The 23008-nt window shown below is 53.9% G+C and carries 20 protein-coding genes; all 20 read left to right on the forward strand.

From position 1 onward, the window contains the following. Positions 1-6 precede the first annotated feature (6 nt). The 20 genes from BQ2657_RS04390 (at position 7) to BQ2657_RS04485 (ending at position 22955) form a co-directional block, all read left to right on the forward strand. Positions 7-1530 carry an HAL/PAL/TAL family ammonia-lyase gene (locus tag BQ2657_RS04390; protein ID WP_075579539.1) on the forward strand — a complete coding sequence of 508 codons (1524 nt, stop codon included), beginning with the start codon at positions 7-9 and terminating at the stop codon, positions 1528-1530. After that, positions 1527-3077: a BCCT family transporter gene (locus BQ2657_RS04395; protein WP_075579540.1), complete on the forward strand. Its 1551-nt coding sequence runs from the start codon at positions 1527-1529 to the stop codon at positions 3075-3077. Before BQ2657_RS04390 ends, BQ2657_RS04395 begins: the two co-directional genes overlap by 4 nt. Positions 3078-3234: 157 nt before the next feature. Further along, positions 3235-4194 (forward strand): XdhC family protein, encoded by a 960-nt coding sequence (locus tag BQ2657_RS04400; RefSeq protein WP_075579541.1) that lies wholly within the window; start codon positions 3235-3237, stop codon positions 4192-4194. 8 nt (positions 4195-4202) lie between these two features. After that, the gene (locus BQ2657_RS04405; RefSeq protein ID WP_075580983.1) at positions 4203-5174 is read left to right on the forward strand and encodes a molybdopterin-binding protein; all 972 of its coding nucleotides are present in this window, start codon (positions 4203-4205) and stop codon (positions 5172-5174) included. After that, positions 5174-5653: a cyclic pyranopterin monophosphate synthase MoaC gene (moaC, locus tag BQ2657_RS04410; RefSeq protein WP_075579542.1), complete on the forward strand. Its 480-nt coding sequence runs from the start codon at positions 5174-5176 to the stop codon at positions 5651-5653. Before BQ2657_RS04405 ends, moaC begins: the two co-directional genes overlap by 1 nt. Then, positions 5637-6608 (forward strand): GTP 3',8-cyclase MoaA, encoded by a 972-nt coding sequence (locus tag BQ2657_RS04415; RefSeq protein WP_232709091.1) that lies wholly within the window; start codon positions 5637-5639, stop codon positions 6606-6608. Before moaC ends, BQ2657_RS04415 begins: the two co-directional genes overlap by 17 nt. After that, positions 6609-7046, forward strand: coding sequence for an MOSC domain-containing protein (locus BQ2657_RS04420; RefSeq protein ID WP_075579544.1), 438 nt, complete (start codon positions 6609-6611; stop codon positions 7044-7046). Next, complete coding sequence (locus tag BQ2657_RS04425) at positions 7028-7531, forward strand: MogA/MoaB family molybdenum cofactor biosynthesis protein (protein ID WP_075580982.1); 504 nt, start codon at positions 7028-7030, stop codon at positions 7529-7531. The genes BQ2657_RS04420 and BQ2657_RS04425 overlap by 19 nt, the downstream gene beginning before the upstream one ends. 15 nt (positions 7532-7546) lie before the next feature. Further along, positions 7547-8338: a molybdate ABC transporter substrate-binding protein gene (modA, locus tag BQ2657_RS04430; RefSeq protein ID WP_075579545.1), complete on the forward strand. Its 792-nt coding sequence runs from the start codon at positions 7547-7549 to the stop codon at positions 8336-8338. Continuing rightward, positions 8335-8985, forward strand: a complete 651-nt coding sequence (gene modB / locus BQ2657_RS04435) for a molybdate ABC transporter permease subunit (RefSeq protein ID WP_075579546.1) — start codon at positions 8335-8337, stop codon at positions 8983-8985. Before modA ends, modB begins: the two co-directional genes overlap by 4 nt. 1 nt (position 8986) lies before the next feature. Beyond that, entirely contained in the window at positions 8987-10000 is a 1014-nt protein-coding gene (locus BQ2657_RS04440; RefSeq protein WP_075579547.1) for a sulfate/molybdate ABC transporter ATP-binding protein, read from the forward strand. A 13-nt stretch (positions 10001-10013) separates the two neighbouring features. Beyond that, a complete protein-coding gene (locus BQ2657_RS04445) occupies positions 10014-10604 on the forward strand; it encodes a nucleotidyltransferase family protein (protein WP_075579548.1) in 591 nt (196 codons plus the stop codon). Between the two features lie 474 nt (positions 10605-11078). Then, positions 11079-12383, forward strand: coding sequence for a Na+/H+ antiporter family protein (locus tag BQ2657_RS04450; RefSeq protein ID WP_075579549.1), 1305 nt, complete (start codon positions 11079-11081; stop codon positions 12381-12383). Between the two features lie 68 nt (positions 12384-12451). Then, entirely contained in the window at positions 12452-14011 is a 1560-nt protein-coding gene (hutH, locus tag BQ2657_RS04455) for a histidine ammonia-lyase (RefSeq protein WP_075579550.1), read from the forward strand. A 246-nt stretch (positions 14012-14257) separates the two neighbouring features. Beyond that, positions 14258-16306 carry a urocanate hydratase gene (locus BQ2657_RS04460; protein WP_222704333.1) on the forward strand — a complete coding sequence of 683 codons (2049 nt, stop codon included), beginning with the start codon at positions 14258-14260 and terminating at the stop codon, positions 16304-16306. Between the two features lie 85 nt (positions 16307-16391). Next, positions 16392-17633 (forward strand): imidazolonepropionase, encoded by a 1242-nt coding sequence (hutI, locus tag BQ2657_RS04465; protein WP_075579552.1) that lies wholly within the window; start codon positions 16392-16394, stop codon positions 17631-17633. Between the two features lie 151 nt (positions 17634-17784). Beyond that, entirely contained in the window at positions 17785-20826 is a 3042-nt protein-coding gene (locus BQ2657_RS04470) for an AAA family ATPase (RefSeq protein ID WP_075579553.1), read from the forward strand. 21 nt (positions 20827-20847) lie between these two features. Further along, positions 20848-21210, forward strand: coding sequence for a DRTGG domain-containing protein (locus BQ2657_RS04475; RefSeq protein WP_075579554.1), 363 nt, complete (start codon positions 20848-20850; stop codon positions 21208-21210). Positions 21211-21216: 6 nt separating this feature from the next. Then, the gene (locus tag BQ2657_RS04480) at positions 21217-21633 is read left to right on the forward strand and encodes an ATP-binding protein (RefSeq protein WP_075579555.1); all 417 of its coding nucleotides are present in this window, start codon (positions 21217-21219) and stop codon (positions 21631-21633) included. Positions 21634-21668: 35 nt separating this feature from the next. Beyond that, complete coding sequence (locus BQ2657_RS04485; RefSeq protein ID WP_075579556.1) at positions 21669-22955, forward strand: [Fe-Fe] hydrogenase large subunit C-terminal domain-containing protein; 1287 nt, start codon at positions 21669-21671, stop codon at positions 22953-22955. Positions 22956-23008: the final 53 nt, after the last annotated feature.

A 23008-nucleotide genomic window follows, 5' to 3' on the forward strand; every position in this document is an offset into this window, starting at 1 on the left:
AGGGGTATGGAAAGCTTAGTGCTTACAGGAGAACCACTATCGTTGGAAGATGCTTACAGTGTCATTTATGGCAATCGTCAGGTTGAAATCGCACCCCAGGCGGCAGAACGGGTACGGCAGGCCAGACAGGTCCTGTTTGACATGGCGGCGGAAGGGAAACCTGTCTATGGGCTGAACCGGGGCGTGGGCTGGAACAAGGATAAGGAATTTGATGAAGATTTCTTTGCCCAATACAACCGGAATCTGCTGAACAGCCATTGTCTGGGCGTTCCTCCCTACCATCCGGATGATCAGGTGCGGGCCATCCTGCTCCTGCGGCTCCAGAAAGTCCTTACAGGCCATACGGGGCTGTCTCTTGAATTGTTGGATCATTACCGGGATTTCCTGAATTACGGGATCTATCCCCGGATCCCCATGCGGTCTTCCATCGGAGAAGGGGATATCACCACCCTGTCCCATGTGGGGCTGGCTTTCATCGGCGAAGAAGACGTAACCTACCAGGGAAAGATCATGAATTCTAAGGAAGCCATGGAAATGGTGGGCATGAAACCGGCGAAATTGGGACCGAAAGATGGGCTGAGCATCGTGTCCAACAATGCCCAGGGTGAAGGGATGACCCTGGTCCTGCTGCGGCAGATCGCCCAATTGGTCAAAATGAGCAATCTGATTTTTTGTCTGAGCCTGGAAGGGCTGGATGGAGTGGTGGAATCTCTGCGGGAAGATGTGAATGCGGTCCGGGGCATCAAGGGGCAGGCTAAGGCGGCTGCCATGTGCCGGGACTTCTTAGAAGGCAGCTACCTCTATGAACCAAGCCCTGAACGGGCTTTGCAGGATCCCTTAAGCTTCCGGTGCGCCCATGCCATCAATGGGGCCCTGTATGATGCCATGGATTATGTGCAGGAACAGCTCCTTGCCAGCATGAACCACACCGATGACAACCCCTGCATCCTCCTGGATAAACATTCCTCCTTTGTCAGTGCCAACTTCGAGATTACCTCTTTGGCCATTGGCGTGGAGATGCTGGCCAGCGGCTTGGCCCACCTGTCCAAGAGTTCCTGTTACCGGATGATCAAGATGGCAGATCCCAATTTCACCCATCTAAACCGGTTCCTGACTCCAGAAGACGTGAAGACCATTGCTTTCGGGACTATCCAGAAAACGTTCACCATGCTGGATACCCAGAACCGGGGACTGGCCAATCCTTCTTCCATGGACTTTTATGCACTGGCTGGGACCATCGAAGACCATGCCAGCAACCTGCCTCTGATCTGCTATAAATTGTTCCAGATGCTGGACAATATCTACTATATCATCGGTATCGAAGCCATGCATGCCTGCCAGGCCATTGATCTGCGGAAACAGAAGAGACCGGAAATCCATCTGGGCAAAGGGACCGGCAAGGCTTATGAAATCATCCGGCGGACCCTGCCCTTTTATGACAAAGACAGGAACCAGAGCCGGGACATCCAGAAGGTCTATCACATTGTGAAATCCGGCGAACTGCTGCAGGTAGGAGGAGATTCTTTATGAACGAAAAAAAGAAAAATGAAATCCGCTGGGCCGTATTCGTCCCCGCCTTTGCCCTGACACTGCTGGCGGCTGTAGTGGGAATCGTCAGCAACAAGACGCTGACCACCCTGTCCAATCGATTCTTTACTTGGTCCTTGGACTCTTTTGGCTGGCTCTACCAGATCATTTCCCTGGTGGTCCTCCTGGTCACCCTGGTGATGTTGTTCTCGAAAGTAGGGGATATCACCCTGGGCGGGAAAGAGGCCAAACCCAAATATCCTTTCTGGACCTGGTTTGCCATGACTTTGACCGGTGGGGTAGCTACCGGGATCGTCAGCTGGGGGGTCAATGAACCGCTGATTTATTTCGGCAATATTTACGGAGAACTGAAGCAGCTGGGCATCGAACCCTTTTCAGCAGAAGCCGCCCGGTTTGCCATTGGGCGCTGCTTCTATAACTGGACGTTCATCCCCTATGCCATGTATGCCCTGACCGGTGTGCTGGTGGCCTATATGTACTTCAATAAGAAGCAGCAGCTGAACGTAACCTCTACTCTGGTTCCTCTATTTGGAGAAAAAATCAAGACAGGCTTTGTTTCCGACGTAATCGATACCTTATCCATGCTGGCCATCATCCTGGGCCTGACTTCCGGCTTGACCATGTGCATCGTCCTCTTGACCACTGGACTCACTTCTTCTTATGGAATCCCTTCCACCCTGCCTCTGTTCATCGGTCTGGGGGTTGCCATCATTGCCATGTTCACCCTGTCTTCCTATGTAGGATTGGATAAAGGGCTGCAGAAACTGTCCGGGATCAATGCCTGGTTCTATTATGGACTGCTGATCCTGCTGTTCGTCCTGGGACCGACCCTATTCATCCTGCGGAATTCCACCGCTGGGATGGCGGTCTGGCTGCAGAACTTCTGGCAATGGGGACTGGACCCCATCGATATCGGCGGTGCACCGCTGACCCGGTCCTGGACTCTGTTTGACTGGGCCGTCTGGATTGCCTATGCTCCCGTTACGGGGATTTTCCTGGGCCAGATTTCTTATGGTCGGACCATCCGCCAGTGCCTGATTGTCAACTTGATCCTGCCGGCTGTGTTCGGCATCATCTGGTTCTCTGTCTGGGGCAATACGGCACTGGGGATGCAGATCAGCGGACAGCTGGACTTGGTTGCCACCATCAAGAATTCCAATGCTGTCATGGCACTGTTTGAATTCATCAAGAACATGCCATTCGGCTTGGGGATCATCCTGGTTCCGGTCAATCTGTTCGTCATCCTGATCTCCTTTGTGACGGCAGCTGATGCAACTTCCAACAACGTTGCATCCATGTGCATCAAGAACATCCCCATCGGTTCAGAAGCGCCTGGGTATCTGAAGGTGCTCTGGGGAGCGACCATCGGAGCCATTGCCATCATCATGGCTGCTTTTGGCGGCGGCGTCCAGGGGGTGGATGGCGTGAAGGCACTGGCAGCGGCTGGCGGTTTTGTGGTGTTGTTCATCTTCATCCTCCAGGTGTTTGCAGCCATCAAAGTATTCTTTATCGATAAGACGGAAGAATAAGGGGAAATACAGCTATATATCCCAAAGGGAGGTGTGGGATTTTGCTTCACACCTCCTTTCTTTCCATGCAAAAAAGGAATCTTGCGTTATAATAGAATCATCTATTTGAAAAAATGATAATTGGCTTTGTACAAAAGCCCTGGGACAGGAGAAAAGTATGCGAGAAATCATCTGGAAGGCAAGGGATCTGCTGGCGCAGCACATCTCCTTTGTCATGGCAACCATAACTTTTAAACACGGTTCAGCTCCCCGGGAAGTGGGCGCCACCATGTTGGTCACGGCCGACGGTCTTCATGCGGGGACCATCGGCGGGGGAGAAGAGGAATACCAGGCCATCCAACACGCCCAGAAAGTGCTGGAAACAGGGCAGTCCGATCTGGTGCCCTATGAAATGACACGCAGTGACGCGGCAAAACTAGGCTTGGTCTGCGGCAGCCACAATCGGGTCCATTTCCAGTATGTCCCTGGAACAGATGACCAAGCCGCTGCCTATTTCACCCAAATGGCTGAAAGTGTGGAAAACCATGAGGTGTATTGGCTGTTCGATCTTCAGGCAGACCACGGGATCAGCATGAAAGTGGACGGGAAGATCTATCCTTTCAGCCGGGATGGGGCGCTGCCGGCAGCCGAGGAACTTTTCCAAGTGAAGATCAAAAAGCCCATGAAGGTCTATATCTTTGGGGGCGGCCACATTGCCAAGGCGACGGCAGCCCTGCTGCACTTCCTGAAACTGGAAGTGACGGTGGTTGACGACCGGCCTGAATATCTGACACCGGAAGAATTTCCTCAAGTGAACCGTCTCCTCCATTCGTTGGAAAATCTGTCCGACTTTCCCATCGGGAACAGCGACTATGTCTGTGTCATGACCCGGGGCCATGCCAATGATATCCAGGTCCTGAAGGGTATCCTGCCCAAGGATCCTTATTATGTGGGGATTGTGGGCAATAAAATGAAAGCGGAAAAATACCCCCAGCATTTCCAGGGGACACCTTTGTATGAAGTTTACCAGAAGAAAGTCCATCTGCCGGTGGGACTGCCGATCCGGGCACTGACCCCGGAAGAAATCGCTGTAAGCATTGCCGGCGAAATCATTTTGTCTTATAGGAGTAACTGCTGATGAATACGGTGAAGAAAATCCCTGTGCAGGAAGCAGTGGGACAGATCCTGGCCCATGACATGACCCAGATCATCCCTGGTGAGCGGAAAGGCCCCCGCTTCAAAAAAGGCCATATTGTCCAGCCGGAAGATATCTCCGTGCTTCTTTCCATGGGGAAAGAACACATCTATACATTGGAGCTGGATGAATTTACCTATCATGAAAATGAGGCTGCGGAACATCTGGCAGGTATCTGCCAAGGAGCCCATTTGGAACGTTCCGAGATTTCCGAAGGACGGATCAACTTGAAAGCGGCAGTGGATGGGCTTCTCCGGGTCAACGTCCCTCTGCTGGAACGGATCAATCTGTATGGGGAAGTCATGATTGCCACCAAAAGGGACGGGACTCCCGTAACGAAGGGTACGGTGGTTGCTGGGACCCGGGCCATCCCGCTGTGGATCGCCAAAGAAAAGATCCATCAGTGCGAAAAACTGGCAGGCGGAGAAAAAGTACTGTCCATCCGGCCTTTTGTGCCACAAAAAGCTGGAATCCTGACGACAGGCAGCGAAGTCTGCAAAGGCTTGGTGAAAGACGGCTTCCGGGAGGTGCTGCCAGCCAAGCTGCAGCCTTATGGATTCACCATTGTGGATCACCGTTATACCATGGATGACAAAGAAAGCATCGTCCGTCAGCTCCGGGAAATGATTGCAGAAGACCTGGATTTGATCCTTTGTACAGGAGGGATGAGCGTGGACCCGGATGACAATACCCCAGGAGCCATCCAGGAAGTCAGTACCCAGGTGGTGACCTACGGTACCCCAGTCCTTCCCGGGGCCATGTTCATGGCAGCCTATCATCACCGGACGGTGATCCTGGGGCTGCCGGGGTCCGTCATGTTCCATCCCCGGACTGTCTTTGACTTGATCCTGCCCCTGGCCGCAGCCCAGGAACCGATTACGCGGGAATACATCGCCGGGCTGGGCCATGGAGGACTTCTGTGATGCCGGGCTGGAATCACTTCGATGGACAGGGGAATGCCCGGATGGTGGATGTTTCTGAGAAAGCGGTGACCTGCCGGGAAGCAGAGGCTTCCGGGACCATCACCATGAGCCGGGATGCTTTGGAGCAGATCCTGCAGAAAAAGATCAAAAAAGGCGATGTGCTGACGGTGGCACAGGTGGCCGGGATCATGGCCGCCAAAAGGACTTGGGAACTGATCCCCATGGCGCATCCCCTCCCATTGAGCGGAATCGCCCTGACTTTTTCTGTGGATGAAGAGCACTGTACCATTGTGGCCCGCTGTACGGCAAAGATCGAAGGGAAAACGGGCGTGGAAATGGAAGCCCTTACTGGGGTTTCTGTAGCGCTGCTCACCATTTACGACATGGCCAAGGGGATCGACCGGGGGATGGTCCTGGGCCAGATCCGGTTGGAACACAAGGAAGGCGGGCAGAGTGGAAGCTATGACAGGGAGCCGTAAGATGGAGGATCAGTGGGGAAGGACCATCGATTATCTGCGGCTTTCAGTTACTGATTCCTGCAATCTGGGCTGTATATACTGCCGACTGCCGGGCTGCAGCCCGCTCCTGCAGAGCTCCCTGACGGATGAGGAAATCTTCCAGGTATTGTCCTGCTTCCAGGAACTGGGCATCCGAAAATTGAAGATTACCGGTGGAGAACCGCTGCTGCGGCCGGGCATCGGATCCTTTCTGGAAAGACTGCTGGAACGGGGGTGGTTTTCTTCAGTGACCTTGACCACCAATGGACAGTATCTGGAGCGGTATTGGCCGGTCCTTTCCCATCTGGACAGCATCAATGTTTCTTTGGATTCCCTGCAGGAGGCTGCTTACCAAAAGATGACCCGGGGCGGAGCACTGGCTCCTATCCGGGAAGGACTGCGGCAGGGACTGGACGGGGGTTATCAGGCCTTTAAACTGAATGTGGTCCTGGTCACCGGATACAATGACGGAGAGATCCCTGCCTTTTTGCAGCTGGCGGCAAAATATCCTTTGGCTGTCCGTTTCATCGAACTGATGCCGCTGGGAGAAGGGAGCCGTTATCAGGGCGTTCCTCGAGAACGGATCCTCCGGGAAGTGGATCGGCTGTATCCGGGATGGAAGTGGAGCCGGTCCAGGGGGAATGGACCGGCCCGATATCTGGAAATTCCCAGTATCCCAGGAAGGATCGGATTCATCGATGCAGTGGGGCATCCTTTTTGCAGCCAATGCAACAGGATCCGGATGGATGCGGCAGGGAAGATCTTCCTTTGTCTGGAACAGGAAGCGGCACTGGATGTGAAAGCATTCCTCCAAGGCGGCCTGTCTCGGAAAGGGTTCCTGCAGCAGCTGAGAGAGGCCGTCTGGCAGAAACCGGAAAAAAATCATTTTGCCTCCCGCCCTTGCCCGGGCCGTAAGATGTATCAGATTGGAGGATAAATGGGAACCATTATTTCAATCAACTGCAGTGAAAAGAAAGGGACCGTGAAGACACCGGTGGCAGAAGCAGAAGTCCGTACGGACTGGGGCATCGTCGGGGATGCCCATGCCGGACACTGGCATCGGCAGGTCAGCCTGCTGTCTCTGGAAAGCTTCCAGCAGTTCCAGGCGGACAGCGGCTGTCAGCTGGAATTTGGTGCATTTGGCGAAAATCTGCTGGTCCAGGGGCTTCCCCTGGATGCACTGAAAGTGGGCGACCGGCTTTCCAGTGGATCCTGCTGCCTGGAAATCACCCAGCTCGGAAAAGAATGCCATCGATCCTGTGCCATCCGGCAGCGGGTGGGAAAATGCATCATGCCCCAAAAAGGCATTTTTGCCAAAGTGCTTCGGGGCGGCATCATCAGGAAAGGGGATTCCATATGTATAGAGTCTGTTTGATCACCGTCAGTGACAGCAGTGCCCTCCTGGGGAAGAAAGATCTGACTGGACCGGCAGTTGCCGAGCTTCTGGCAAAGGCTGGGTACCAGATCGTAGCCAGGACGGTCCTCCCGGATGAACGGGAGCTGCTGGCTGAAAAAATGCGGCAAATCGCCGATGGAGGCAGAGCTGATTTGCTTTTGACCCTGGGGGGAACCGGACTGAATGAAAGAGATGTGACCCCGGAAGCGACCGGAGAGATCATTGAAAAAGCAGTTCCGGGTTTTTCTGAACTGATGCGGCGGAAGAGCTTCGAAGTGACCCCCAACGGGATACTTTCTCGAGGGATATCAGGGATCCGGAAACACTGTCTGATCATCAATCTGCCTGGCAGCCCTCGGGCGGCTGTCGAGAATCTTTCCTTTATCCTCCAGCCGTTGGCCCATGGCCTGAAAATGCTGACACAATCCAAAAATGACTGCGCCCATATGGACGCACTGCGTTAGAAAGGAGCGGATATCATGAAAAAGACTTTTGCAGGGCTGCTGGCTTTCCTGACTGCCCTTTTCCTCTTTGGCTGCGGAAGCAGCCCTGCCCAGCCGAAAGAAGCCCAGAAAGAAATCTATATTTCTGCAGCAGCTTCCATGGCGGATGCAGTGAATGAAATCAAGGCAGATTACGAAAAAAAGCATCCGGATGTGGTCATCCGGACAAATTATGCCGGATCGGGGACGCTGATGAATCAAATCATAGAAGGTTCTCCAGCCGACCTGTTCATTTCTGCTTCTGACAAACAGATGGATACCTTGGCAAAGAAGCAGCTGATTGACGGAGACAGCCGGGTAGAACTGCTGAAAAATGAGCTGGTGCTGATCGTGCCCAAAGCTTCTTCTTTGGAACTGAGCAGCTTCCAGGATGCCGCAGGAGAAAATGTGACAAAGATTGCCATTGCGGATCCTGCTTCCGTTCCTGTGGGACAGTACAGTGAAAAACTGTTCGAAAAAATGGGAATCTGGGACCAGGTGAAGCAGAAAATGGTCATGTCCCAGGATGTCCGGCAGAGCCTTGACTGGGTTGCCTCCGGGAATGTCCAGTGTGCTCCGGTCTACCGTACCGATGCAGCCATTGAAAAAGACCGGGTCCGGATCGTTGCTGTGGCTCCCCAGGGAATCAACCAGGGAATCTTTTATCCCCTGGCGATCTTGAAAAAAAGCGGAGAAAAAGCAGGCGTCAGAGACTTCTATCAATACTTGAAATCTCCGGAAGCCCAGAAAGTCTATGAAAAATATGGGTTCGTGGTGAATGTGAAATGAGCGGCTCCCCAGTGAGCCTTTCCCTGCAAGTGGCCTTGGCCTCGACAGCCGTCACTTTTTTCTTGGGGATCCTGGCTGCTTACGGGGTCAGGAAACTGCGGCGGGGCAGCGGTTTTTTTGATGCGGTATTCACGCTTCCTCTGGTACTGCCGCCCACCGTGGTCGGTTTCCTGCTGCTGGTACTCCTGGGGAACTATGGGCCGTTCCAGGGAATCTATGAACGCTTCCATTTCCATATAGTCTTTACCTGGTGGGCCAATATCATTGCAGCCATTGTGGTCAGTTTTCCGCTGATGTACCGGACCGCTTATGGGACCTTTCTCCAGGTCAATGAAGAATATTTGCAGGTTGCCCGGACCTTGGGGATGTCAGAGAAAAAAATCTTCTGGAAGATCCTCCTTCCCCTTTCCCGCCAGGGACTGATTTCCGGGATCATCCTGACTTTTACCCGTTCCCTGGGGGAATTCGGGGCGACCATGATGATTTCTGGGAATATCCCAGGCAAGACCCAAACCATCTCCACCGCCATCTATTCCGCGGTACAGGCAGGACGGAAAGAGCAGGCCTTTGCCTGGGTGGGTGTCGTGATGGCGCTGAATCTGGTCTCCATCATCAGTCTGCATTTTATAACACAAAGGGGAAAGTGATATGAGTCTGGCGGTCAATGTGGAAAAGAAACTGCACCATTTTACCCTGCAGGCCGATTTTTCCATCGGCAATGAAAATCTGGCTGTAGTAGGGGCTTCCGGAAGCGGGAAGTCCATGCTGCTGAAGCTGATTGCAGGGATCGAAACACCGGACCGGGGTACCATTACCATCAATGACAGGATCTGTTTTTCCCAAGGGAAAATCAACCTTGCCAGTCAAAAGAGAAAAGTAGGCTATCTATTTCAGGATTATGCCTTGTTTCCCCATTTGACCCTGTTGGAGAATCTTTCCATTGTCATGGAAGGGAACCGCCGGGAAAAGAAAGCGCAGGCCGGACATTTTTTACAGCGGTTCCATCTGGAACATGTGCTGGACGCTTATCCGGAGACTCTTTCCGGCGGCGAAAAGCAGCGGGCAGCCCTGGCGCGGATGCTCTGCGTAGATCCCCAGGTCCTGCTGTTGGATGAGCCCTTTTCTGCCCTGGATACGAACCTGAAATGGCAGGTGGAAAATGATCTGGTCAGCGTCCTGAAAACTGTGCGGAAGACCGTGGTGCTGGTAACCCACAGTATGGAGGAGGCACTGCGGATCTGCAGCCGAATCCTGATCCTGGACCAGGGAAAAATTGTGGATTTCGGCGAAAAAGATCAAGTGCTGGAGCACCCCCGGACACTAGTTTCTGCCCAGCTGGCAGGGTACAAGAATTGCTTCCGGAAAGAAAATGTCCCGGAACTTTTTGCCCAGCTGCCGGAAGCGAAGGCAGCCGGCAAACAAGTCTTGGTGCTGGATGCCGGAAATTTCTCCCTGGCGGCCCGGGAAAGGACCCTTTGTCTGCCCCTGCGTTTCTGTTATCGGACGGCGGACCAGAAAAAGGTCTATGATATCTTCCACCTGTATCCCCAAGGACTGACCGTAACTTGGGAATGGGACCGGAGTTATTCAGAGCTGCCTGTGTACCAGGCGGATCAGTCTGTGTTTGCTTATTATCCTCTGGAAAGGATCCTATTGTTTTAGCGAGGAGGCAAAAATGAAGATCGCGGGCATCATCCTGGCTGCTGGCTTTTCCCGGAGAATGGGAAAAAACAAATACCATCTTCTGCTGGGGGGCCGGGAACTTTACCAATATGGGGCAGATCTGTTGGAAAGGCTGCCCCTAGCAAAACGGCTGATTGTGACCAATGATGCAGAGATAGCCCGGTATTGTATCGGCAAGGGAATCCATCCGGTTTCCAATGGAAATGCGGCGGAAGGCAAAGCTTCGTCTATCCGGGCTGGAGTGGATGCAGCGGGGCAGGTGGACGGATATTTCTTTATGACGGCCGATCAGCCGCTGGTTTCTGCCGTCAGCTGCCAAAAAATCCTGGAAGCCCAGGAAGCTGAACCTGAAAAGATCATCCAGCCGGTGTACGGAGGGAAGCAAGGGATGCCGGTGTGTATTCCGGCAGTGTATGCCGCTGCCCTTCAGCAGCTGAAGGGCGAAGCCGGAGGGAAAAAGCTGATGACGGGTGAAAACACCAGACAAGTGATCCTTGCTGATGCCAAAGAACATCAAGATCTGGATACCTGGGAAGATTATGAAAGACTGGAGCAATGGATTAGAGAAACAGTCCTTCTGTGATATTTTTCTGCTAAATCTGGGAAAATTGACTCTTTATGGACGGATGAAGGATACAATAACATCATCTAAAGGATTTTATTACCATTTTGCTTTATCGCAATATATCGATAATGCAGTAGAGCAATCACTCCGGATGGTAAGACCTGCGCGACGAAATCCTTTAGATCCATTTCAGCATCCTGCAAAAAAATAGCACTGAGGAGGGGCCAGTATGCCTAAAGGGGCTGTTGTATACACAGCTGCCCCTTCTTTTCGTGTGTCAAAAAAACGTCCCTTGCTTTAGCACAATAGCGGAGTAAAAAACGACAAAAACAGTCTTTCCATAATAAAAAGAAAATTCAAAATCGTATCTGAGAAGAAAAACTTTTGACTTTCTTCTGACATTTTAACAGTACAATGAATCTGTAAAAAGTCGGGGATTGCGCAGGAATCCCCGCAAACGGAAAAGTGAATAAGAAAAGGAGTGATCAATGTATGGAAATCTTAACCAACCCCATCGTCGTCTCCGTCGTCGTCATGTCCGTACTCTGTCTGCTCAAGATGAATGTACTCTTTGCCATCCTGGTGGCCGCCATTGTAGCCGGTGTCACGGGAGGTCTGGCCATTGACAAGACGGTCAGCATCTTGATCGGCGGCATGGGCGGGAACTCGGAAACCGCTCTGAGCTACATCCTGTTGGGAACCTTGGCTGTAGCCATCGGGCGGTCCGGCCTGGCGGATATTGCAGCACGGAAAATCACCAAGGTGGTAGGGACGAAAAAAGCGGCCTTTGTATTCCTCATCGCTTTCGTATCCTGCTTCTCCCAGAACCTGATCCCTGTGCATATTGCTTTCATCCCTATTTTGATTCCCCCGCTGCTGGTGGTGATGAACCACATGAAACTAGACCGGAGAGCCGTTGCCTGCGCACTGACCTTCGGGCTGAAAGCTCCGTACGTATCCCTTCCTGTAGGGTTCGGACTGCTGTTCATGACCATCATCAAAGACCAAATGGTAGCCAACAATGTCCAGGTTTCCATCAGTGACATTTCTTCCGTGATGTGGATCGGCGGTGCCTCCATGCTGGTGGGCCTGATCCTTTCCACCCTTTTCTACAGCCGGGACCGGGAATACAAGGACCTGCCCATTATGGGGATGGATGAAAAATCCGGGGAAACGGAAATGAACGCGGACTGCTGGAAGGCACTGGCCGGCGCTGTGGCAGCTTTCGTAGCCCAGCTGTATTTCAAATCCCTGCCCATCGGTGCCATGTGCGGCCTTCTGGTGCTGCTGGTCACTGGTTCTATCAAATGGAACAAGATGGATGAGATGGTGGACGGCGGCGTAAAGATGATGGGCTTCATCGCGTTCGTCATGCTGGTGGCAGCCGGCTACGCCAACGTGCTCCGGGAAACCCACTCTGTGGAATCCCTGGTCATGGCTACCACTTCCGTCATCAATACCAAGTTCAGCGGTGCCTTCCTGATGCTGGCTGTGGGCCTCTTGATCACCATGGGCATCGGGACTTCCTTCGGGACCATCCCTGTGGTGGCTTCCATCTACATCCCCATGGGCCTGAAACTGGGCTTCAGCATTCCCTCCATCATCCTGCTGATCGGGATCGCTGCAGCACTGGGGGATGCTGGTTCTCCTGCTTCCGACTCTACCCTGGGACCTACTTCAGGGCTCAATGCAGACGGACAGCACAACCATATTTGGGATACCTGCGTACCTACCTTCATCTTCTTCGATGTGACCCTGTTCATCGGCGGTATGATCGGCGCCTTGATCCTGGGCTAATTGGATAATCAAACAGGGGCTGCCAGACAGCCCCTTTCTATGGAATGAATTTTAAGGAGGATGCTGAAATGTTGAAAGACGTAAAAGCCATCAAAGAAGTTGTCCTGACCGGAAATGACCTGACCCTGGAACAGTTGATCGCCGTCAGCCGGTATGATGCCAAACTGTCCTTCGATCCGGATGCCGTGGCCCGCATCAAGGCTTCTCGGGCGCTCATCGATGATATCGTCAACAGTGACCGGGTGGTCTACGGAGTCACCACCGGTTTCGGTTCTCTGTGCCGGGTCCACATTTCTAAAGAAGACTGTGCACAGCTCCAGGAAAACCTGATCCGGACTCATTCCTGCGGTTACGGCAAACCTCTCAGCCGGGAAGTGACCCGGGCTGCCATGACCATCCGGGCCAATGCCCTGGTGAAAGGATATTCCGGCATCCGGCTGTCCACCCTGCAGACTTTGGTGGATATGATCAATAAAGGGGTCCATCCTTACATCCCGGAAAAAGGGTCCCTGGGAGCTTCCGGTGACCTGGCGCCTCTGGCCCATATGGTCCTGCCCATGCTGGGGCTGGGAGATGCGGAATACCAGGGCACGGTGATGCCCGGCAAGGAAGCCATGGAAAAGGCCGGGATCCCCATCATCCATCTGGAAGCCAAGGAAGGCCTGGCTCTCATCAACGGTACTCCGATCCTCACCGCCATGGGCGTATTCGCCCTGTGGGAAGGCATGTCCCTGCTGAAACAGAGCGATATCGCTGCGGCTCTTTCCATCGAAGCCCAGCGGGGAATCATCGATGCTTTTGACGAACGGCTCCATGTGATCCGTCCTCACAGAGGGCAGCTGGATACTGCTTACAACCTGCGGAACCTGCTGGCCGGCAGTACCTATGTGACCCATCAGGGCCAGCTGAAGGTGCAGGATGCCTACTGCCTGCGCTGCGTGCCCCAGATCCATGGGGCCAGCAAGGACGCCCTGGGCTTTGTGAAGGATAAAGTGGACATTGAAATCAATGCGGCTACCGATAACCCCATCGTCCTGCCGGACGGTGACGTGATTTCCGGTGGGAACTTCCACGGCGAACCCATGGCCCTGCCTTTCGACTTCCTGGGCATCGGGATCTCTGAAATCGCCAATGTTTCCGAACGGCGCCTGGAACGGCTGATCAACAATTCCCTCAGCGGATTCCCGTCCTTCTTGGTGAAACATTCCGGCCTGAACTCCGGCTTCATGATCACCCAATATGCGGCAGCCGCCCTGGTCAGCGAAAACAAGGTCCTGGCCCATCCGGCTTCTGTGGATTCCATCCCCTCCTGCGAAAACCAGGAAGACCTGGTCAGCATGGGTGCCCATGCCGCCCGGAAGGCCGGAGAGATTGCCTTCAACGCCCGCCGGGTGGTGGCCACAGAAATCCTGGCTGCCTGCCAAGCCATCGATCTGCGGGAAGGAGAAGGCTTCAAACTGGGTGCCGGTACCCAGGCCGCCTATGATGCGGTCCGTAAGACCAATGATTTCATTGCCTACGACAAGGATATCGAAATGTTCAAGGAACTGGAAAAGATCACCGATCTGGTCCAGGCTGGCGGTATCCTGGAAGCGGTAGAAGACAAAGTCGACCTGAAATTCTTCTGATCGGCCACACATATCCATCCCTCGGCTGGAGGTGCTGCACGGAAAGGTGTGGCATCTCCAGTTGATTTTCTTTTGACGGTATATACCGAAAACGTCCAGAAACGTCAGTTGAAAAAACTGAAAAATTTTTCAAAAGAGGAGTCTGATTAGACGTTTTTTAGATGAAACCCATTTACAATAGAGACATGAAGTCAAGGAAATTGAGTTCCTGCACGAAGGCAATACGCAAAGGAGTGGTATACCATGATGAAAAATGAAGAAATCGGAAAAGCCATGACCATCAAACTGGAGTTCCCCAACGGACTGCCCAAACCGAAACCTTTCCAAGAAGGCATCCGGAGAGCTCCGGATCGTGGCTTCCGCCTGACTCCGGCACAGACTGAAATTGCGCTGAAAAATGCTCTGCGGTATATCCCGGAAGAATACCATGAAGAACTGATCCCGGAATTCTTGGAAGAACTGACCACCCGGGGCCGGATCTACGGCTATCGTTTCCGTCCGGAAGGCCGGATTTACGGGAAACCCATTGACCAATACAAAGGCAAATGCACCGAAGGCAAGGCTTTCCAGGTGATGATCGACAACAACCTGGACTTTGAAGTGGCCCTGTATCCCTATGAACTGGTGACCTACGGGGAAACTGGCAGCGTCTGCCATGACTGGATGCAGTATCTGCTGATCAAACGGTACTTGGAAGAAATCACACCGGACCAGACCTTGGTCATGGAATCCGGCCATCCTCTGGGCCTGTTCCATTCCAAACCAGAAGCACCGCGGGTCATCATCACCAACGGCCTGATGATCGGGGAATATGACAACCAGCATGATTGGGAAATCGCTGAAGAAATGGGTGTTGCCAACTATGGCCAGATGACTGCCGGCGGCTGGATGTACATCGGGCCCCAGGGAATCGTCCATGGGACTTTCAACACCATCCTGAACGCCGGCCGTATGAAACTGGGGATCCCAGAAGATGGGGACCTGGGCGGCAAACTGTTCGTCACTTCCGGTCTGGGCGGCATGAGCGGTGCCCAGGGCAAAGCGGCGGAAATCGCCAACTGCACGGCCATTGTGGCTGAAGTGGATGCTTCCCGGATCAAGACCCGTCTGGATCAGGGCTGGATCTCCGGCGTATCTGATTCCCTGCCGGAAGTCATCGCCATGGCTCAGAAATCCATGGCGGAAAAGAAGGGCAAATCCTTTGCTTACCACGGCAATATCGTGGATCTGCTGGAATACATCGTGGACCACAACATCCATGTGGATCTGGTTTCTGACCAGACTTCCTGCCACAATGCCTACAATGGCGGCTATTGCCCTCAGGGCCTGACCTTCGAAGAACGGACCAAAATGCTGGCAGAAGATCCTGCCAAGTTCCGGGAACTGGTGGACAAGACCCTCCATGCTCATTTCGAAGCTCTGAAAAAGATCACCGCCCGGGGCGTATACTTCTTCGACTACGGCAACTCTTTCATGAAGGCTGTGTTCGATTCCGGCGTGAAGGAAATCTCCAAGAATGGTGTGGATGACAAAGATGGATTCATCTGGCCGTCCTACGTGGAAGATATCATGGGACCGCAGCTGTTCGACTACGGCTATGGACCGTTCCGCTGGGTCTGCCTGTCCGGCAAGCCAGAAGACCTGCATAAGACCGATATGGCAGCCATGAGCTGCATCGATGTGAACCGCCGGTATCAGGATCGGGACAACTACAACTGGATCCGGGATGCAGAAAAGAACAAACTGGTGGTAGGGACCCAGGCCCGTATCCTGTATCAGGACGAAGTGGGCCGTGTGAACATCGCTTTGAAATTCAATGAACTGGTCCGCAATGGAGAAATCGGGCCTGTCATGATGGGCCGTGACCATCACGATGTATCCGGTACGGATTCTCCGTTCCGGGAAACCTCTAATATCAAAGATGGGTCCAATGTGATGGCTGACATGGCTGTCCAGTGCTTCGCCGGCAACGCAGCCAGAGGCATGAGCCTGTGTGCTCTCCATAACGGCGGCGGCGTGGGCATCGGCAAAGCCATCAACGGCGGGTTCGGGCTGGTCCTGGACGGCAGCCACCGGGTAGATGAGATCATCCGCAGCTCCCTGAGCTGGGATGTGATCAGCGGTGTGGCACGCCGGTCCTGGGCACGGAATGAACATGCTATGGAAACGGCTGTGGAATTCAACAAGACCCGTCATGGCATCGGTCAGATCACCCTGCCGTACCTGACGGATGACAAACAGATCAAAGACGCAGTGGCCAAGGTTTATCCGAAAGCCCATGTGATCAAAGACTGATCGAGAGGGATCCATACAGAAAGAGAGGGCTGCTGCACGGAAACCGTGCAGCAACCCTTTTGTGGCCCATAAAGGAGGAAAAACGATGGTTGACAGACTGCTCATCAAAAATGCCGCACAGATCGTGACCCCGGAAGGGAATACGGCCCGGCACGGCAGAGAAATGAAACAATTGAAAATCTATGAAAACCAGTCCATCCTGATTGAAAACGGCATGATCCGCAGCATCGGGAACCAGCCAGACTGGGAGAAACTGGTCCCGGCGGACAAACAGATCGACGCCTCCGGCAAAGCGGTGCTCCCGGGATTCGTGGATTCCCATACCCATCTGGTGTTCGGAGGCTACCGGCCCGATGAGTTCCTCTGGCGGATGGGCGGCATGAGCTATATGGAAATCATGGAACGGGGAGGCGGCATCCTGAATACCATGAAAGCCACCCGGGAAGCCAGCCGGGAAGAGTTGGTAGACCACAGCATGGACTTTTTGAAAAAGATGTTGGCCATGGGGGTCACCACGGTGGAAGCCAAAAGCGGCTACGGCCAGGACCATGATACGGAAATCAAACAGATGGAAGTGGTCCGTGACCTGAACGAAAAACAGCCCATCGAGCTGGTGTCCACCTTCCTGGGGGCCCATGCGGTACCGCCGGAATTCAAGGACCGAGGGGATGATTTCATCGAATTCCTGCTGAAAGAAGTGATGCCGGAAGTGGCAGAAAAGCACCTGGCGGAATTCTGTGATGTCTTTTGTGAAAAAGGGGTATTTTCCATTGAACAGAGCCGGCATCTCCTGACGGAAGCCCGGAAGATGGGCTTCAAGCTGAAGATCCATGCAGATGAAATCGTCAGCCTGGGCGGGGCCGAACTGGCAGGAGAACTCCATGCTACCAGTGCGGACCATCTGCTCCACGCTTCCGATGCGGGGATCCGGGCTATGGCGGATAATGGAGTAGTATCCACCTTGCTGCCCACCACCGCCTTCTGCCTGAAGGAACCTTTTGCCCGGGCCCGGGAGATGATCGATTCCGGCTGTGCCGTGGCTCTGGCTACGGACTTCAATCCCGGCAGCGGTTTCACCTTCTCCGTCCCTCTGATGATCGGGCTGGCCGTCATCTATATGAAGATGACAGCCGAAGAAGCCATTACAGCCCTGACCCTCAATGGGGCTGCTGCGGTGGACCGGGCGGACCGGATCGGGTCTCTGGAGCCGGGAAAACAGGCAGACCTGGTGATCCTCCAGTATCCTTCCTACAAATTCCTGCCCTACCATACCGGCATCAATATTGTGGAGACCGTTGTCAAGAAGGGCAAAGTGGTATCTCGGTAGAAAGACCGTTCAGCGGGCGTGCCCATGGCACGTCCCGCTTTTTTTTAGCTGGATTTTATACTATAATAGAACTGATTACTATGATAATTTCGAGGGGCTCTCACAGGAGTTGGTATTTTTAACACAAAATTTCGATGATGAGGTGTGAAAAATGACAAGTCTGATCCAAGCGCGGTTTTTGGGCGCTCCTGTAATCCAGAAGGACGGCAGGGAAATCTTCTTCCCTTACAACAAGGTCAATGCTCTGGTCTATTACATCCTGGTCAAAGGGACGGTCATGCGGGATGAGCTGAGCGGCGTGCTGTGGGCGGACAAGCCGGATGCCATTGCCCGGAAAAATCTGCGCAATGCCATTTATGAAACCAAGAAGATCCTGGGACCGGATGTTTTCATTTCTCCTCGCAAAGCCATCATCAAGGTCAACCCGGCCATCCGTGTCCAGGTGGATGTGAAGGAGTTCGAAGCGGATCCGGGACGGAATCTGGAACTGTATCAGGGAGCCTTTCTTCAGGGCTTTTTCATCAAGGATGCGGCAGAGTACGAAAATTGGTACCTCACGGAACGGGACCGTTTGGAAGGCCTGTACATGGATGCGCTGCTGCAGAAACTGAAGGAAGCAGTGGCTGTGAAGAACCTGGCCAAGGTGACCCGGTACGGCCGGATGCTGATCGCCCACGATCCTTATGATGAATCCATCTACACCCTGCTGCTCCAGACCTACTGTGAACAGGGGAATATGAAACAAGCCACAGAGCTGTATGAAGAGATGAAGAAGCTGTTCCGGGAAGAGCTCCAGAGCAATGTGCCTCCGGAAATCGAAGAAATGATGAAACGGACCCTCCATCAGGAAAAGCAGGAGAAAAATGAGCTGGGAATCTTGAAAGCCCGGCCCAAAGGCAGCCTGACCGGACGGGAACGGGAACTCCAGCTGGTGAATGGGATGGTGGGAGAATTCCTCCAGGGGAAGGACAGCGATACCTTGCTGATCCGAGGAGAAGCAGGCTGCGGCAAGACCATCCTGAAGGACGCCCTGGTGGAGGAACTGCCCCCAGATGTGACGGTGATCCAGACCAACTGTTTCAAGCCGGAACAGAACATCCTGCTCCGGCCCTGGACGGGAATCGTGGAAGGGCTGGGGAACCTGATCCGCCGGGAAAAGATCCCCGTGCCCAACATGGATCCCTCCCGTCTGTATGAACTGTTCCCTCAGATGGACATGAGCGGGGACCGGGAGGCGGGACTGGCGGAAATCAAGGACCTGCTGAAATTCGATGCCATTTTCCACACCCTGTACACGGTGATGGAAAACGTGGCGGAAAGCCGGAAGCTGCTGTTCATCTTTGAAGATATCCAGTGGATGGATCCCCTCAGCCTGTCCCTTTTGAGCAGCCTGATCCTCCACAAGAAGTCGCCTCAGTTCATGTTCCTGCTGACGGCCCAGCCTTCCCAGGAAAAGAACTATCAGAAATTCGAGACTTCTGTCTCCATGTACCATAAGCTCCGGCTGCTGGAACTGTCTCCCCTGGACAGGGATACTGTCCGGCTCTTTGCCCAGGATATGGAACTGCCGGTGGCGGTGGATGACCGGCTGGTGGACCGGCTGCTGGAAGAATCCAAAGGGAATCTATTCTTGCTCCGGGAATGCCTGAAGGCCCTGAAGACCACTGGCAGCCTGGACAACCTCACGGAGAACATGCGGAATATCTTTAAATCCAACTGCTTCGCCCTCACCGACGACCAGCAGAAGATCCTGGATTTCATTTCCCTGTTCTACGACGGGGCGCCCTTGGCCATGATTTCAGAATACATGCATATGAACAGCCTCCAAGCGCTGGAGAACCTGGAAGTCCTCCGGAAGAACAATTTCATCCGTCCTGTGCCCCAGCAGCCGGAAGTGATCTATGAAATCGTCCAGCAGAAACTGAAGGAATACGTCCATCAGCAGATTTCACAGGAAAAGCAGAAGATCCTCCACAGCTACATTGCCAGTCTTTGGGAAAAACGGCTGACCCATTCCCCCCAGGATATCCGTCTGTACCACCATTTGGAATACCATTACCAGGAGGCAGGAGAACTGGTGAACATGGGGCGTTACAAGCTAAAGATCCTCATGTACTACCTGAACTTCAGCAACGAACTGTTCCCAGTGCTCAGCAGCGCGGACATCACTCCTGATGATGACAAGAGCCGGTTCATCGAGACCAACCTGGGACAGTTCCTGTCAGAAGTGGACGAGATGATGCACGCCATCAAAAGGAACTGCGGGGAAACCCCGGAGGTCCGGGATCTGGAAATGAACTATCTCCATCTCATGGGGCGCCACTATATCCGGACCGGTGAATATGAAAAAGGTGTCCGGAACATCCTGAGCCTGATCGAACAGGCAGCGGAAGTCCACAACCGGGACTACATGCTCATGGGCTACAAGCAGATGATCTTCTATGACATCCAGATCGGCAATACGGAGGAAATGAAGAATTATCTGGAAGTAGCCCTGAACCTGGCAGATGAATGCAACTACCACAAGGAAATGGGTATCCTGCTCCGGCTGAAGGGGCTGAACATGATCATGCAGGGGAACTTCCCAGAGGCGGAACGGCTGCTGAAAGAGTCCATCTCTACCTTTATGGTGACCCAGAATGTGCAGCGGCGCTATGCCCTGAATATTGCCGGTGCCTATAACTATCTGGGAGAGATCCGCCGGGGGGAAGGCAAATTCCAGGAGGCCCTGGACTATTATGACAAGGCCCTGGATTATGCCAAGAACCAGGAAGCCTACAGTTCCTGGGTGGTCTTTTCCTGCAATGCGGGAGTGGCCTGCTACAACCTGGAGCAGTATGGACGGGCCAAGCAGTATTTCATGCAGGCATATGAACTGTTTCCCCGGTATGTGTTCTACTGGCGGCATCCCATTGTAGAATCCTATCTGGCCCTTTTGTCCATGCGGGAAGGGAAAGAAGAAGAGGCCATCCGGTTTTTGGACGATGCGCTCCACAAGCTGGGGAATATGAACAATCCCCGGGAAGCCGGTTATGTATATATGGCCATCGCGCTGCTGAAGAAGCAGCATCCGGACAGCGGGATCTCCCGCCATTATGAAGGCAGTCTGAGCTCCTATGCTACCCGGGCCCTGCAGGTCCTGGATCCTTACCGGGACACCTGGGAACGGAAGCAGATGGAAGCCTTGTTTTGATATCTTGAAGGAGGGGTTGGAATGGTAACGTTAAAGAAAGTGGCAGAAGTATTGGAAGCCCAGGTGGTATCCGGGCAGGAAGGGCTGGGCAGGACGGTGAAGCAGGCCTGCGGCAGCGACATGATGAGTGATGTTTTGGCCTATGCCAAGGAGGATTTTGTGCTGCTGACAGGGCTCCTGAACATCCAGGTGGTGCGGACGGCCGATGTGAGCGATGCGGCAGCCTTGATTTTCGTCCGGGACAAACATCCGGAACAGGAAGTGCTCTTGGCAGCGAAGGATAAGGGAATCCCGGTGCTGTATACCCGCTATACCATGTTCGAAGCCTGCGGCCGGCTTTATGAACTGGGACTCCGGGGCTGTTCTGCCAAAGATCGGAAGTAGTGAGGCATGGAAGAGATCTATACAGTGATCCCTGACGATTTCGAGCGGGCTGGGGCAGCTTCCACCTCCCTGAAGGACTTGCTGAAGAAGCTGGGCCTGTCTCCGGAACTGATCCGCCGGATCGCCATCGGGACCTACGAAGGTGAAATGAACTGTCTGATCCACGGGGGCGGGGGACGGATCCGGGCGGAAATCGGACCCCAGGATATCCGGGTCAGCATCGAGGACCATGGGCCGGGGATCCCGGATGTCCAGAAAGCCATGCAGGAAGGCTGGTCTACAGCTTCCGCCAAGATCCGGGCCATGGGATTCGGAGCCGGGATGGGGCTGCCCAATATGAAAAAAGTTTCTGATGAAATGCAGATCGATACCCAGGTGGGGAAAGGGACCCGGGTCACCCTGGTGTTCCATCTCCCTGGCTGAAGGATCCTGCTGTCCAAGGAATCAGGTGAAGACCTTTGTGTGAAACCTACCTCAATTCCGTCAGAGTCAACGCCAGCCGCTGCACCGGATGCCTGATCTGTGTGAAGGACTGTCTAGTCCAGGCCATCCGGGTGCGCAGTGGCAAAGCCGTCATCCTTTCCGACCGCTGCATCGACTGCGGAGAATGCATCCGCTGCTGTCCGACCCGGGCTATGGAAGGCTGGGCGGATCCTCTGACCGAACTGAAAAAGTACAAAGTGAATATCGCTCTGGCCACCCCTTCTTTCTACGCCCAGTTCGACGGCAATGTGGCAGCTTCTGTGATCTGGGAAGGTCTGCGGGAACTGGGGTTCGATACCGTATTCGATGTGGCCTTGGCAGGGGACTATATCAGTGATGAGATGGAACGGTACATTGCCCATTATAAAGGGCCGTTCCCTCTGATTTCTTCTGCCTGTCCCGCCGTCCTCCGGCTGATCCAGACCAAATATCCAGAACTGGTGAAACAGGTCCTGCCCGTCCTGGCTCCGGCGGAAGCTGCTGCCATCTATACCCGGCGGGAAACCATGAAGCGGTTGAATCTGGCCCCTGAACAGGTGGGAATCTGGTTCATTTCCCCCTGTCCGGCCAAAGGGACCAATATCCATCAGTCCGTGGACGTGGCCCATACGGCGGTGACCGGTTCCTTTACCATTGCTTCCATTTATGGTCCTTTGACCCAGGCCATCAAGCATGTACAGGAAACCCGCTATGAAGTGCCGGAGGCCACCTTGGGATCCTCTTACAGTCTCAGCTGGGGCAGCTGGCGGGGGGAACTGGCTTCTACCGGTATCACCGATGCCATTGCTGCCCAGGGGCCGGAAGAAGTGGATGAGCTGCTGGAACAGATCAGCATGGCCAAACTCAGCGATGTACGCTATGCCTGCTGCTACAGCTGCGCCGGCGGCTGTATCGGCGGCCCCTGTGTGGCCATCAACAAGTACGTGGCGGCCAAGAACCTCCGGGTGCGGGTGGAACGGCGCCGGAGCCGGGAAGGGGGAGACCGGAGGAGCGCCATGCAGCGCTGCCGGATCATCGAGGATTTTCCGGCTTCCTGGCGGTATATCAAGCCCTTGGAACCTCGGCCCCATCCTCCTCTGGCCAGCGACTTCGGGACAGCCCTGGAAAAAATGGCAGAATTGAAAGCCCTGGAACAGGAATTCCCTCAGCTGGACTGCGGGGCCTGTGGAGCTCCTACCTGTAAAGCCTTTGCGGAAGACGTGGTACGGGGCCTGGGAAAAAAAGAGGGATGCATCTTTTTGCGAAAGAAAAAGGAAAAATGAGAAAAAAAGGTTGTGCAGGAGAAATGACAGATAAAAGACGGCTGTCCGGTCAT

Origin of the sequence: Acidaminococcus massiliensis, assembly GCF_900095825.1 — a bacterium.
Classification (GTDB): Bacteria; Bacillota; Negativicutes; order Acidaminococcales; family Acidaminococcaceae; genus Acidaminococcus; species Acidaminococcus massiliensis.

Coding starts and splice junctions, on each gene's coding strand:
- BQ2657_RS04415 (WP_232709091.1), top strand. CDS start 5,637: ATGACAGGGAGCCGTAAGATGGAGGATCAGTGGGGAAGGACCATCGAT.
- modB (WP_075579546.1), top strand. CDS start 8,335: ATGAGCGGCTCCCCAGTGAGCCTTTCCCTGCAAGTGGCCTTGGCCTCG.
- moaC (WP_075579542.1), top strand. CDS start 5,174: ATGCCGGGCTGGAATCACTTCGATGGACAGGGGAATGCCCGGATGGTG.
- BQ2657_RS04440 (WP_075579547.1), top strand. CDS start 8,987: ATGAGTCTGGCGGTCAATGTGGAAAAGAAACTGCACCATTTTACCCTG.
- BQ2657_RS04480 (WP_075579555.1), top strand. CDS start 21,217: ATGGAAGAGATCTATACAGTGATCCCTGACGATTTCGAGCGGGCTGGG.
- BQ2657_RS04445 (WP_075579548.1), top strand. CDS start 10,014: ATGAAGATCGCGGGCATCATCCTGGCTGCTGGCTTTTCCCGGAGAATG.
- BQ2657_RS04470 (WP_075579553.1), top strand. CDS start 17,785: ATGACAAGTCTGATCCAAGCGCGGTTTTTGGGCGCTCCTGTAATCCAG.
- BQ2657_RS04390 (WP_075579539.1), top strand. CDS start 7: ATGGAAAGCTTAGTGCTTACAGGAGAACCACTATCGTTGGAAGATGCT.
- hutI (WP_075579552.1), top strand. CDS start 16,392: ATGGTTGACAGACTGCTCATCAAAAATGCCGCACAGATCGTGACCCCG.
- BQ2657_RS04400 (WP_075579541.1), top strand. CDS start 3,235: ATGCGAGAAATCATCTGGAAGGCAAGGGATCTGCTGGCGCAGCACATC.
- BQ2657_RS04460 (WP_222704333.1), top strand. CDS start 14,258: ATGAAAAATGAAGAAATCGGAAAAGCCATGACCATCAAACTGGAGTTC.
- BQ2657_RS04425 (WP_075580982.1), top strand. CDS start 7,028: ATGTATAGAGTCTGTTTGATCACCGTCAGTGACAGCAGTGCCCTCCTG.
- BQ2657_RS04395 (WP_075579540.1), top strand. CDS start 1,527: ATGAACGAAAAAAAGAAAAATGAAATCCGCTGGGCCGTATTCGTCCCC.
- hutH (WP_075579550.1), top strand. CDS start 12,452: ATGTTGAAAGACGTAAAAGCCATCAAAGAAGTTGTCCTGACCGGAAAT.
- modA (WP_075579545.1), top strand. CDS start 7,547: ATGAAAAAGACTTTTGCAGGGCTGCTGGCTTTCCTGACTGCCCTTTTC.
- BQ2657_RS04420 (WP_075579544.1), top strand. CDS start 6,609: ATGGGAACCATTATTTCAATCAACTGCAGTGAAAAGAAAGGGACCGTG.
- BQ2657_RS04475 (WP_075579554.1), top strand. CDS start 20,848: ATGGTAACGTTAAAGAAAGTGGCAGAAGTATTGGAAGCCCAGGTGGTA.
- BQ2657_RS04450 (WP_075579549.1), top strand. CDS start 11,079: ATGGAAATCTTAACCAACCCCATCGTCGTCTCCGTCGTCGTCATGTCC.